Source organism: Hydrogenophaga luteola (assembly GCF_042648585.1).
GTDB classification, from domain to species: Bacteria; Pseudomonadota; Gammaproteobacteria; order Burkholderiales; family Burkholderiaceae_C; genus Hydrogenophaga; species Hydrogenophaga luteola.
Genome location: NZ_JBHRXX010000005.1, coordinates 118848 through 131120, shown reverse-complemented (window position 1 = coordinate 131120; position 12273 = coordinate 118848). Strand labels below are relative to the sequence as shown.

Annotated in this window: 11 protein-coding genes and 1 pseudogene; 3 read left to right on the top strand and 9 right to left on the bottom strand. The window is 69.7% G+C overall.

Annotation, left to right across the window (positions count from 1 at the left end; all coding sequences use genetic code 11):
• Positions 1 to 10: 10 nt before the first annotated feature.
• The 4 genes from ACFOPI_RS10680 to ACFOPI_RS10665 are packed head-to-tail and all read right to left on the bottom strand — an operon-like array spanning position 11 to position 4287.
• Entirely contained in the window at positions 11 to 973 is a 963-nt protein-coding gene (locus tag ACFOPI_RS10680) for an ABC transporter ATP-binding protein (RefSeq protein ID WP_382173676.1), read from the bottom strand.
• 33 nt (positions 974 to 1006) lie between these two features.
• Positions 1007 to 1885 carry an alpha/beta fold hydrolase gene (locus ACFOPI_RS10675; RefSeq protein ID WP_382173674.1) on the bottom strand — a complete coding sequence of 293 codons (879 nt, stop codon included), beginning with the start codon at positions 1883 to 1885 and terminating at the stop codon, positions 1007 to 1009.
• Between the two features lie 2 nt (positions 1886 to 1887).
• A complete protein-coding gene (locus ACFOPI_RS10670) occupies positions 1888 to 2724 on the bottom strand; it encodes an esterase/lipase family protein (protein ID WP_382173672.1) in 837 nt (278 codons plus the stop codon).
• 33 nt (positions 2725 to 2757) lie between these two features.
• Positions 2758 to 4287, bottom strand: coding sequence for a wax ester/triacylglycerol synthase family O-acyltransferase (locus ACFOPI_RS10665; RefSeq protein ID WP_382173671.1), 1530 nt, complete (start codon positions 4285 to 4287; stop codon positions 2758 to 2760).
• 122 nt (positions 4288 to 4409) lie between these two features.
• On the opposite strand from ACFOPI_RS10665, the gene ACFOPI_RS10660 reads away from it, so the two are divergent.
• On the top strand, positions 4410 to 5504 hold the full coding sequence (locus tag ACFOPI_RS10660; RefSeq protein WP_382173670.1) for a PA0069 family radical SAM protein: 1095 nt from the start codon (positions 4410 to 4412) through the stop codon (positions 5502 to 5504).
• Here the strand turns inward: ACFOPI_RS10660 and ACFOPI_RS10655 are convergent.
• From ACFOPI_RS10655 to ACFOPI_RS10640, 4 genes and pseudogenes are all read right to left on the bottom strand, one after another.
• Entirely contained in the window at positions 5501 to 5626 is a 126-nt protein-coding gene (locus ACFOPI_RS10655) for an oxidoreductase-like domain-containing protein (protein WP_382174914.1), read from the bottom strand. The two genes, ACFOPI_RS10660 and ACFOPI_RS10655, sit on opposite strands and share 4 nt — an antisense overlap.
• Before the next feature lie 111 nt (positions 5627 to 5737).
• A pseudogene (locus tag ACFOPI_RS10650) lies at positions 5738 to 5971 on the bottom strand (DUF1653 domain-containing protein); the annotation flags it as partial.
• A gap of 24 nt (positions 5972 to 5995) precedes the next feature.
• A complete protein-coding gene (locus tag ACFOPI_RS10645) occupies positions 5996 to 6652 on the bottom strand; it encodes a response regulator transcription factor (RefSeq protein ID WP_382173668.1) in 657 nt (218 codons plus the stop codon).
• Positions 6631 to 8601 carry a two-component system sensor histidine kinase NtrB gene (locus ACFOPI_RS10640; protein WP_382173666.1) on the bottom strand — a complete coding sequence of 657 codons (1971 nt, stop codon included), beginning with the start codon at positions 8599 to 8601 and terminating at the stop codon, positions 6631 to 6633. The genes ACFOPI_RS10645 and ACFOPI_RS10640 overlap by 22 nt, the downstream gene beginning before the upstream one ends.
• A gap of 21 nt (positions 8602 to 8622) precedes the next feature.
• Between ACFOPI_RS10640 and ACFOPI_RS10635 the strand changes: the two genes are divergently transcribed.
• Both ACFOPI_RS10635 and ACFOPI_RS10630 read left to right on the top strand, forming a co-directional pair.
• Complete coding sequence (locus ACFOPI_RS10635) at positions 8623 to 9663, top strand: DctP family TRAP transporter solute-binding subunit (RefSeq protein ID WP_382173665.1); 1041 nt, start codon at positions 8623 to 8625, stop codon at positions 9661 to 9663.
• Positions 9664 to 9751: 88 nt separating this feature from the next.
• Positions 9752 to 11098 (top strand): dicarboxylate/amino acid:cation symporter, encoded by a 1347-nt coding sequence (locus ACFOPI_RS10630; RefSeq protein WP_382173663.1) that lies wholly within the window; start codon positions 9752 to 9754, stop codon positions 11096 to 11098.
• Between the two features lie 76 nt (positions 11099 to 11174).
• Here ACFOPI_RS10630 and ACFOPI_RS10625 read toward each other — a convergent pair whose 3' ends face one another.
• Positions 11175 to 12257 carry a TRAP transporter substrate-binding protein gene (locus ACFOPI_RS10625; RefSeq protein ID WP_382173661.1) on the bottom strand — a complete coding sequence of 361 codons (1083 nt, stop codon included), beginning with the start codon at positions 12255 to 12257 and terminating at the stop codon, positions 11175 to 11177.
• Positions 12258 to 12273 lie beyond the last annotated feature (16 nt).

Genomic DNA, 12273 nt, shown 5'->3' with positions numbered 1-12273 from the left:
CCCGTCATGTTCAGACCTCGGCTTTCTGGTCGTGGACGAGGCTGACGAAGATGTCTTCGAGCGAGCTTTCGCTGGTGCGCAGGTCCTTGTAGACGATGCCTTGTGCGGCCAGAGCGGCCAGCAGCTCGGCGATGCCGGTGTCGTCCTTCTGGGTGTCGAAGCCGTAGGTCAGCGTCAGGCCGTCGGCCGAGAGCTGCAGCGGCCAGCGCGCCAGCGCCCCGGGCACCTGCGCCAGCGGGTGCTGCAGTGTCAGCGCCAGTTCCTTGCGGCCCAGCTGGCGCATCAGCACGGCCTTGTCCTCCACCACGATCAGCTCGCCCTTGCGGATCACACCGATGCGGTCGGCCATGTCCTCGGCCTCCTCGATGTAGTGGGTGGTCAGGATGATGGTGGTGCCCGCGTCGCGCAGCTGGCGCACCAGGCGCCACATGTCGTGCCGCAGCTCCACGTCCACGCCCGCGCTGGGTTCGTCCAGGAACAGGATCTTGGGTTCGTGCGACAGCGCCTTGGCGATCAGCACGCGGCGCTTCATGCCGCCCGAGAGCGTCATGATCTTGTTGTCCTTCTTGTCCCAGAGCGAGAGGTCCTTGAGGATCTGCTCGATCAACGCAGGGTTGGGCGCCTTGCCAAACAGGCCGCGGCTGAAGCTGACCGTGGCCCAGACGGTTTCAAACGCGTCGGTGTGCAGCTCTTGCGGCACCAGGCCGATGGTGGCGCGGGCCTGGCGATAGTCGCGCACGGTGTCGAAGCCGTCGGCGGTGATGGTCCCCTCGGTGGCATTGCTCATGCCGCAGATGGTGCTGATGAGGGTGGTCTTGCCGGCGCCGTTGGGGCCGAGCAGCGCGAAGATCTCGCCACGGCGGATGTCCAGGGTGACGTTCTTCAGCGCCTGGAAGCCACCCGCGTAGGTCTTGCTTACGCCGCGCACGCTGACGATGGCGTCGGGCGGCAGGGAAACGGGGTTGAGGGTCATCCCGCCATTGTGGCCGGGGTCGCGTTTGGCTGCTCAGCGGCGGGCGTTGTCCCCGATTCCCTGGGCGAATCGCTGGAGCAGTTCCTCGGGCAGGTCGTGGCCCATGCCAGGGATGAAGTCGGCAGTGGCGTTGGCAATGCGCTGCGCCAGGTCCTCGCCGCAGGCCACGGGCACGAGCGGGTCGTCCACGCCATGGATCACCAGGGTCGGTGCCTGAATGTGAGGCAGCAGGGCCGAGCGGTCGCCGTCGGCCACCACCGCCAGCAACTGCCGGGCCGAACCCGACGGGTGCCAGGCGCGCTGCACCGATTCCAGCGCCCGCGCCCGCAGGTCCTGGTAGTCGCTCGGGTAGGTGGGGCTGCCGATGAGGTACAGCACCTGGATGATCCAGTCCACGGCGGCGTCGGTGCCCGGCTTCATGGGCCGCGACATGAGCGCGCGCCGCACCCGCCACGAGGGCTGGGGCAGGCGGCGCGAGCCGCTGCTGGTCATCATCAGCGTGAGGCTGGCGACCCGCTCGGGCGCCATGGCCGCCAGGTGCTGGGCGATCATGCCGCCCATCGACGCGCCGCAGACGTGGGCCTGTTCGATGTCCAGGGCGTCGAGCACGCCCAGCGCGTCGCGCGCCATGTCGGCCAGCGAGTAGGGGCTGTGCACCGGCAGGTGCATCGCGTAACGCAGCCCGGCCAGCGCCATGTTGGGCACACCGGCGGCGTCGAAGCCCTGGCTCAGGCCGATGTCGCGGTTGTCGAAGCGCACCACGCGAAAACCCTGCCGGACCAGCATCTGCACCATGGCCTGCGGCCAGGCGATGAGCTGCATGCCCAGGCCCATGATGAGCAGCACCACCGGACCATCGGCAGGGCCCTGGTCGTCGACCTCGATGCGGACGCCGTTGGCTTCGACCTTCATGCTCAGTACCAGCGGGTCAGCGCTTCGGGCTGGTGCGCCACCTTGAAGAACCAGCGCCGTGCGCCTTGAACGTCGAAGCGCTTCCAGTGGTCGGGGTCCTGGCGCAGGCGGTCGGCGATGGCGTACATCGCCATCGGGTTCATGCCCATGCCGATGTGGCTGGCGTGCACCTCGATGTTCTCGGTGTGGGCGTGGCGTACGGGGTTGATGCTGCACTGCCAGGCGACCACGCCGTCGGTCTTGCTGTAGATCGAGGTGGTGGGCACCGGCGGCGGCCTGCGCACCTGGGCCAGCAGCTCCTCGTCGTGCGGGTGCTGGCCGCTGACCAGCTGGTAGAAGCGCCAGGCGTTGGTGGCCTTGGGGTGGCCGGTGAAGGGCGTGCCCAGCGTGATCACGCAGCGCACCAGCTCGGGCAGTTCCTTGGCCATCTCGCGGGCGTAGATGCCGCCCAGGCTCCAGCCGACCAGGCTGATCTTGCCGCCGTGTTTCTGGTGCAGCGCCTCGATGCGGGCACGGCAAGCTTCGAGTACGCCGTCGCGCGGGCCGAGGTTGAAGCCCTGCTCCCAGCCGTAGGCGGCGTAGCGGTGCTGTTTCAGGAAGCGGCGCAGCGCCAGGGTGCTCATGTCGTTGGCGCCCAGACCCGGAAACACCAGCACCGCGTGACCGTCGCCCGAGGGCATGCGGGAGAGCCAGGGCGAGACGGCGGCCAGCGCCATGGCCTCCCACGGCGCGCGCGCCTCCAGCATCATCAGCCACAGGCCGGGCGGCACGGTGTGCAGTCCGGCCTCGGTGTCGTGATCCGGTGGTGGGGTGGTCTGGCGGCGGGGGCTGGGACTCATGCGTGCGCGGAAGCTGGGGAGCAGCGGACCATGTTAGCCAGCGCGGGCCCTTTTCTTTGGTGCGGCGGCCCTAGCCGGCGGTCGCTTGCGGGACACGGACGGGGCCTGGGGTGCGTCATCCGGCACGGTCACGGGCACAGGCAGCGCCCGCAGCTCCTCCATCGCAGCGTCCACCGCCCGCGCCAGGTCCTTCACATCGGGCAGGGCGGCGGCGTCGGCCATCAGGCCGAGGTCCATCGCGGCGTCGAAGCTCTGCACCGTGATGTTCAGCGCCAGGCCGTGCACCACGATGCTGGTCGGGTGGTTCGAGAGCACGCGCGCACCGGCCAGGTACAGCGGCACCTGCGGGCCCGGCACGTTGGAGATCACCACGTTGGCCACCTGCGGCAGCCGCTCGGCCACCTTGGCCTTGCCGTAGAGCGAGGCCGCGGCCTCGATCAGCCAGGGCACGCCGATGGACGGAAAGTCGGTGGGCAGGATGCTTTTCATGCGGCCCATGGTCGACTTCATCGCCCCGGTGGCCGCGCGGATGTGGGCCAGCCGCTTCGCGGGGTCGGCCAGGTGCGTGCCCAGACTGACCAGGCTCATCGAGGCCTGGTTGTCGGCGCGCGTGTCGCCGGCTTCGCGCAGCGAGATTGGCACCGCGGCCACCAGGCTCTTGCGCGGCAGCGCGCCGCGCTGCTGCAGGTAGGTTCGCAGCGCGGACGAACACAGCATGAGCACCCCATCGTTGAGCGTGGCCCCGTGCGCCCGCATCAGGGCCTTGAGTTCGGCCAGCGGCACGCTGGTGGCGGCGAAGGCCCGCGCGGGTGTGACGGTGGCGTTCATCGGGGTGTCGGGCGCCAGCTCGACGTTGCCCGAGCCTTGGCCCAGCAGGTTCTTTGCGCTGAGCGCGCTCCTGGCCGTACCGGCCACGGTGCCCAGCGTGGCCGGCAGATCACGCACCATGCGCGCCACCTGCAGCGCCTCGTGGCTCAGCGCGCCTCGCAGCATCTCCACCATGTCGAGCCGGAAGGTCCTGGTGCGGCGGGACGGGCGGATCTCCAGCTCACGCGGCTCGGGCGTCAGGTCGAACAGCACATTGGCCAGCGCCACCGCGGCCTGGCCATCGACCGCGGCGTGGTGCAGCTGGGTGTAGACGCCGACCTGCTTGCGGCCTTGCGCGCTGCGTGGCAGGCCCTCGATCACGTGCATCTTCCACAACGGCCGGTGGCGGTCCAGCAGCACCGGGTGCAGCAGCGAGACCTGCTCCTCCATCAGGCTGCGCGCGTCGCCCCGGGTGGCGCTGCCGCGCGGCAGCCGGATCTCGACGATGTGTTTGCTCAGGTCGGGTTCAGCGTCGACCCAGGCCGGGTTGGCCAGGTTCAGCGGCATCCACCACAGGCGGCGGCGCAGCACCGGCGCGGCGGGCAGGCGGGCCGCGATGCGTCGCCGCAGGTCGTTCACATACCGCCCGCGGTGGCCGGCCGGCAGCTCCAGCAGGTGCATGGCGCCGACGTGCATCGGCATCTCCGGCTTTTCGAGGTAGAGGAAGGTGGCGTCCAGTCCGGAGAGTTGTCTCATGCCCATGGGTGGCCTCATGTGGTCACGGGCCATTGTGGGTGCAGCCGCCCCGACTGACCATCCGTCGGTGCAGCGTCATATGACTGTGAATATGTACAGTATTTGTCCGACAATACACGTCCATGAGCGAGCACCTCATTCCCATCAGCGCCCTCAAAGGTCGTGGCCTGGCCTGGCGCCAGCCGCACCGTTTTGAACGCGACCAGCGCGCCGCGTTCGACGACGGCTGGGGCACGCTCGAAGAAGGTCTGGCCGAGCGGGAGGAGGCCGCTGCCCCGGCCACGCAGGTCACCTGGGAAGACTGCCGCAGCGCCATCACCCGCAACGAATCGCCCGACATCGGTTTCAACCTCGGCCTCAATCCCTACCGCGGCTGCGAGCATGGCTGCGTGTACTGCTACGCCCGGCCCAGCCACAGCTACCTCAACCTGTCGCCGGGGCTGGATTTCGAGACCCGGATCATTGCCAAGCGCGGCATCGCGGAGGTGCTGCGGCGCGAGCTGCTGAGCCCGCGCCATGTGCCCGAGATGATCGCCATCGGCACAGTGACCGACGCCTACCAGCCGCTGGAGCGCGAGCTGCGGCTCACGCGCGGCGTGCTGGAGGTGCTCTCTACCGCACGGCACCCGCTGGGCATGGTGACCAAGGGCAGCGGCGTCGAGCGCGACCTGGACCTGCTCGCGCCCATGGGGCGGGCCGGTCTCGCGGCCGTGTACGTGACGGTGACGACGCTGGATGCGAAGCTGGCCCGCGTGCTGGAGCCGCGCGCCGCCGCGCCGCACCGGCGGCTGCGCACCATCCGCACCCTGGCCGAGGCGGGCGTGCCCACGGGCGTGAGCGTCTCGCCGCAGATTCCCTTCCTCAACGACGACATGGAGCAGGTGCTGGAAGCGGCCTGGGAGGCCGGCGCGCGCAGGGCTTTCTACCAGGTGCTGCGCCTGCCCTGGGAGCTCTCGCCCATGTTCCGCCAGTGGCTGTACCAGCATTACCCCGAGCGCGCGGCGCGCGTGATGGGCCGGGTGCAGGACCTGCGCGGCGGCAAGGACTACGACGCCGACTTCGCCACCCGCATGAAGGGCCAGGGCATCTGGGCCGACCTGATCCGCCAGCGGTTTGTGAAGACCTGTGACCGCCTGGGGTTCAACCGCGAGCGCGAGCCGCTGGATACCTCGCGCTTCCGGCCCGCCGCGCTGCGTGGTCAGGGGGATCTGTTCTAGGCCTTGAGCAGATCGAGTGAATCCACCCGCCAGTGGTGCAGCGCCTCGTAGAAGCCTTCCCACACGCAGCCGTTGCAGCCACGGCCGCAGCAGCTGTCGGGCTCGGGCGGGGGCGGGCGCAGGGCGGTGTCCAGGTCGATGCCGCGTTCCCGCTGAGCCCGGCCGCGCAGGTGGGCGATGAGGGCACGGGCGGTGGCCAGGTCGCCCAGCGGCAGGAGGCCCGGGTCTTGCGGGGCGAAGCGGGGCTGTTCCTTGCCCTCGAACACGCCGCGCTCGGCGAACATCGCCGCCGGTCGCACCCACAGCCCGAAGCCGCCGTAGAGCGCGCGATACAGCGTCATGCCCTGCAGGGTTTCGCTGCAGCGCACGGTGTCGATCACGTCGTACCAGCCGCCCTTGTAATGGCGGTACAGGCCGGGTGAGGTGGCGTTCAGCGGGGGCAGGTCGTGGTCGGTCGGCGCGGTCATGCAGAAACAGAAAACGGAAGACGCTCAGTCGTCGGCGATCAGTCGGCCCATGCGGTGGGCCAGTTCCACCGCCGAGGCCACGCCGAGTTTTTCGAAGATGTTGGCGCGGTGGAACTCCACCGTGCGCTGGGCAATGCCCAGGTGGTCGGCGATGTTCTTGTTGTAGTGGCCCTGCAGCAGCTCATCGAGCACCTCGCGTTCGCGCGCGCTCAGCGCGGCCAGGGCTTGCTGGAAGCGCAGCTTCTCCCGCGCCTCGGTGTGCAGGCGCACGGCGGCCTCGCGCGCGGCCTCCACCTTGTCCACCAGCTGGTTGTTCTGGAACGGCTTTTCCAGGAAGTCCCAGGCGCCGTTCTTGACCGCGGCCACCGCCATGCCCACGTCGCCGTGGCCGGTGAGGAACAGCACCGGCCAGGGCCAGCGGGCGGCCTTGAGCTGCTCGAAGGTGGCCAGGCCCGAGAGCGGTTCCATGCGGATGTCCAGCAGCACCACGCTGCACGCCCGGGACAGATCGCCCAGCTCGCCGCGTTGCAGCGCCTGCACGAAGGCGTCGCCTCCGGTCCACACGCGCGTGGGCAGGCCGCGCGAATCGAGCAGCCAGGCCAGGCCGTCGCGGAAGTCCGCGTCGTCGTCCACGATGTGGACCGGCGGGTTCGGAGGGGTCAGGGATTCAAGGGCAGCCACAGCGTGAATTGTGCGCCGAGCAGGTCGGGGCAGTCGCCCAGGTCGATGTGGCCGTGGTGCGCTTCGGCGATGGAGCGGCAGATGGCCAGGCCCATGCCCATGCCGCCGGGTTTGTGGCTGGCGAAGGCGTCGAACACGGTGGTGCGCTGCTCGGCCGGCACGCCGGGGCCGCTGTCGCACACGCGCAGGCCGACGTGGCCGTCGCCGGTCACCAGGCCCACGCGCACGGTGGGCGGGGTGCGGCCGCTGCGCGCGGCCCACTCGCTGGCATTGAGCACCAGGTTGTGCAGCGCGTTTTCCAGCAGCAACGCGTCGGCCGGCACGGTGGGGCCCTCGCCGCCGGGCAGAGCCAGTTCCAGCCGCACGCCCTCGGGCAGCGGCACCGCCTGCGCCACGCGCGCAGCCCAGGGCGCCAGCGTCAGCGGCAGGCGCACGGTTTCCTGCCGGCGGGCCAGGGCGTTCACGCGCTGGATCACGCGGCCGGCCTTGTCGGCCATGCGCTCCATGCGCTCGACCACCGGCACGATCTCTTCGAGCGTGATGCGCTGCTCGCGCACCCGGTTGAGCAGGCCGGTGGCGAAGCTGCTGAGCGCGCCCAGCGGCTGGTTGAGTTCGTGCGCCAGTGTGGACGCCACCTCGCCCATGGCCACCAGGCGGCCCGAGGCTTCGAGCTGTTCCTGCTGGCGCGCGGCCAGGCGTTCGATGCGGCGGCGCTCGGTCACGTCCAGCACCGAGCCGACCCAGCCCACCACCTCGCCACTGGCCAGGCGCAAGGGCGCGCTGTGCGCCAGCACGTCCAGCCGCTGGCCGTCGCGGTGCTGGAGCTGCAGGGCCAGGGCCTCGGGCGCCTGCGCGGCGCGCTGCACCTGTTCGAACTCGTCGCCCTGTCCGGCGGGCCAATAGGGTGGCGGGTCGCTGCTGGTCATCAGCTCCTGCGGTGTCCAGCCCACGAGGCGGGCGAAGGCGGGGTTGACGTGCAGCAGGCGACCGCCGGTGTCCCAGGCGCGCAGGCCCAGGGTGACCGAGCGTTCCATGGCGGTGCGCAGCGCCAGCTGGGTCTGCAGCCGGGCCTCGGCGCGCTGGCGGCGGGCGCTGTCGCGCCACAGGGCCAGCAGCGCCAGCAGCATGCCCAGCAGGCACAGCAGGGCCACGGCGAAAAAGGCGCGTGGTGCCAGCGGTGGCGTGCTGTCGGTCAGCGCGACCTGCAGGCGCAGCTGCGCGCCCGGCAGCTGGATGGGGGCGGTGAAGTGCAGGCCATCGGCGGCGGCCGGCGCACGTTCGTCCGCCCGCGTGACCGTGTGGTCCTGCAGGAACCAGGCGGGCAGCACGTCGGCCAGCAACCGCTTCAGCGGCACCGCGGCCACCGCATCGCCGGTGAAGCGGCCCTGCTCGAAGTGCGGCACGGCAAGCCAGAGCCAGGCATCGCTGCCGTCCATCGTGGGGAAAGGTCCGGCGTAGGCCGGGCGCTGCAGGCCGCGGGTGGTGTCCAGCATGGTGGCCAGGGCGGCGGCGTGTTCGGGGGCCTGGGCCGCGGCCATCAGTTCGGCTGGCCAGCGACTGCGCTCGCCCGGCGCCGCGGCCGGCACCCAGCCGTGAAAGGCGATGCGGCCGGGGCTCTGCCACCAAGGGCCGTGGCGCGCAGCCACCGCCTGGTCGTCGCCCCCGTTCTGGTGGACTTGGGCCAGCGCGGCCAGATCGGTCTCCAGCCGACGGAAATGGAAGCGCAGGGTCTGGTCCAGCCACTCGGCGTCTGCTGTGCGGCGGCGGTCGGCCTCGCGCGCTTCTTCGCTGCGCAGGAACAGCCACAGCGCCAGCGCCGACGCGGCCACCAGCAGCAGCAGCGCCACCAGCCAGCCCATGGCGCGGCGCGTCAGGGCGGCGGTCTGGCGCGTGTCCAGATCGAGCGCGTCGAGGTCGGGGGCGGGCCGCGTGGGCGTGTCGGAAGCCATGGGCCCGCTAGCATAGCCAGCATGTCTGTCGAACGACCGTCGCCGCCCCAGCGCGCCATGCCGAGCATGCGCCGCCGGATGCTGCTGGGCGCGGCCTGTGCGGTGGTGGGCAGCGCCGCGCTGGCGGATGCGCAGCCGGTGCTGCTGCGCTTTTCGCACGTGGTGGCGCCGGACACACCCAAGGGCCAGATGGCGCTGCGTTTCCAGGCGCTGGTGCATGAGCGTGGTGGCGGGCGCATCCGCGTCGAGCTGTACCCGGACTCGCAACTCTGGGGCGACGACGACGAAATGGAGGCGCTGCGCCTGGGCGCGGTGGAGATGCTGGCGCCCTCGCTGTCCAAGTTCGGTATGGCGGGTGTGCCCGAGTTTGAGGTGTTCGACCTGCCCTACCTGTTCGCCGACCTGGCCCAGGTGCGGCGTGTGACGCAGGGGGCGGTGGGGCGCGGGCTGCTGGAGCGGCTGGCACGCCAGCAGATGCGGGGTCTGGGTTTTCTGGACAACGGCTTCAAGCAGATGAGCGCCCGGCGCGCGCTGCGCACGCCGGACTATTACCGCGGTCTGCGCGTGCGGGTGCAAGCCTCGCGGGTGCTGGGCGAGCAGATGCGCGCCCTGGGGGCGCAGCCGGTGGTGTTGCCGTTTGGCGAAACCCAGCGGGCGCTGGCCAGCGGTGTGGTGGACGCGGCGGAGAACCCGCTGTCGAACTTCCTCACGCAGGGCCTGGCCGCGCTGCAGCCGCACCTGACGCTGACGCAGCACGGCTATCTGGGCTACGCGTTGGTGACGCACCCGCGCTTCTGGGCCAGCCTGTCGCGGAACGACCGTGCGCTGGTGGACGAGGCGCTGGACGAGGCGCTGGCGCACGGCAACCGGCTGGCCGAGGCGCTGGACCGCCAGGCCATGGCGACCCTGCGCCAGACCCCCAGCCTGCAGGTGCACGCGCTGGGCGCGGCTGAGCGCGAGGCGCTGCGGCACCACCTGCGGCCGGTGGCGGACGGCTTCGGGCGCAGCGTGGGGGCAGGGCTCCTGCGCGACGTGCAGCGGGCCGTCGGGGCCGGTACGTAGTTCTACGACTGTTGAACGCCACAGTTGGCGCGCGGCGGGGGGCTGCGTATCGTCCCGCATCCCCAAAACAGCCCTCAGGAGACACGCCATGGCTGCAACCGCCGAGCGCAAACCGCTCTACAAATCCCTCTATGTCCAGGTTCTGGCCGCCGTCACCATCGGTGTGCTGCTGGGCCATTTCCACCCCGAACTCGGCGAGCAGATGAAGCCGCTGGGCGATGCCTTCATCAAGCTCATCAAGATGATCATCGCCCCCATCATCTTCTGCACCGTGGTGGTCGGCATCGCCGGCATGGAGGACATGAAGAAGGTCGGCAAGACCGGTGGCCTGGCCCTGCTGTATTTCGAGGTGGTGTCCACGCTGGCGCTGGTCATCGGCCTGCTGGTGGTCAACTTCGTGCAGCCCGGCAGCGGCATGCACGTGGACGCCGCCACGCTGGACACCAAGGCGATCGCCGCCTACACCGAGCCCGGCAAGATGAAGGGCACGGTCGACTTCCTGATGGGCGTGATCCCGACCTCGGTGGTGGACGCCTTCGCCAAGGGCGACATCCTGCAGGTGCTGCTGTTCTCTGTGCTGTTCGGTTTCGCGCTGCACAAGTTCGGCGGCCGCGGCACCCTGGTGTTCGACTTCATCGAGAAGTCGTCCCACGTACTGTTCGACATCGTCGGCATCATCATGAAGGTCGCGCCCATCGGTGCCTTCGGCGCCATGGCCTTCACCATCGGCAAGTACGGCATCGACTCGCTGTTCTCGCTGGGCAAGCTCATGGGCACCTTCTACCTGACCTGCCTGATCTTCGTGTTCGGCGTGCTGGGCCTGATCGCCCGCCTGCACGGCTTTTCCATCGTCCGGTTCATCAAGTACATCAAGGAAGAGCTGCTGATCGTGCTGGGCACATCGTCCAGCGAATCGGTGCTGCCGCGCATGATGGAGAAGATGGAGAACCTGGGCGCCCGCAAGTCGGTGGTCGGCCTGGTGATCCCCACCGGCTATTCCTTCAACCTCGACGGCACGTCCATCTACCTGACCATGGCCGCGGTGTTCATTGCCCAGGCGACCGACACGCCTATGACCCTGGTGCAGCAGCTGACCCTGCTGGCCGTGCTGCTGCTCACCTCCAAGGGCGCGGCCGGCATCACCGGCAGCGGCTTCATCGTGCTGGCGGCCACGCTCTCGGCCGTGGGCGGCGTGCCGGTGGCCGGCCTGGCGCTGATCCTGGGCATCGACCGCTTCATGAGCGAGGCTCGCGCCCTGACCAACCTGGTGGGCAACGGCGTGGCGACCCTGGTGGTGGCCAAGTGGACGGGCGACCTGGACATGCAGCGCCTGAACCAAGGCCTGGCGCACCCGAGCGCCCAGGAGGCCGACGAACCCGAGGCCATCCTGGATCAGCAGGTCGCGCGCATGGCAGTCGCCGACGGAAAGTCCTGACCGGCGGTGCCCTACGCCCACAAAAAAGCCGCTCGATGAGCGGCTTTTTTGCGCGAGGCGGTAGTGCAGGGGGTGCTTACAGTTTCAGCCCGGCGATGTAGCTGTCGAAGCGCCACTCGGAGAACTTGCTCCACAGCACCTGGTCGCGCTGGAAGGCGCGCATGTCCTGGTGGATCTTCTTGAACTCGGGCGACTTGGCCTCGTGCTCGGCAAACACTTCCATGCTGGCCTTGTAGCCCGCGTCCATGATGGACTTGTCGAAGGCGCGCAGCTTGGTGCCGGCGGCCACCAGGCGGCGCAGGGCGGCCGGGTTCTGGGCGTCGTACTTGGCGGTCATGTCGCGCGCGGCCACGGCGCCGGCGGCGCGCACGATGGCCTTGTTCTCGGCCGACAGCGCTTCGAAGGCCTTCTTGTTGATGAAGAACTCCAGCTCGGCGCCGCCTTCCCACCAGCCGGGGTAGTAGTAGTGCTTGGCGACCTTGTGGAAGCCGAGCTTTTCATCGTCGAACGGGCCGACGAATTCGGTCGCATCCAGCGTGCCCTTTTCCAGCGCCTGGTAGACCTCGCCGGCGGGCATGTTCTGCGCCACCACGCCCAGCTTGGTCATGGCTTCGCCGAACAGGCCGCCGCCCATGCGCATCTTCAGGCCCTTGAGGTCGGCGGCCGACTTGATCTCCTTGCGGTACCAGCCACCCATCTGGGTGCCGGTGTTGCCCGCGCTCATGGAGGCGATGTTGTACTGGGCGTAGAACTCGTCCATCAGCTTGCGGCCGTTGCCGTGTTCCATCCAGGCGTCCATGTGGCGCGCGGTCAGACCGAAGGGCACGGCACAGCCGAAGGCGAAGATGGGGTTCTTGCCGGTGAAGTAGTAGGACGCGGTCTGCGCCATCTCGATGGTGCTGTTCTGCAGCGCATCGACCACGCCGAAGGGGGGCACCAGCTCGCCCGCTGCGTGCACCGAGATTTCAAACTTGCCACCCGAGAGCGCCTTGACGGTTTCAGAGAACTTCTCGGCCGAGCCGTAGATGGTGGGCAGCGACTTGGGGAAGCTCGACGCCAGGCGCCAGCGCACGGCCGCCTGGGCGTGCACGGCGGGGGCCGCGCCGGCGGCGAGCACGCCAGCGATGCCGGCGTTTTTGATCAGGGAACGACGATCCATGGTTTTCTCCGGGATG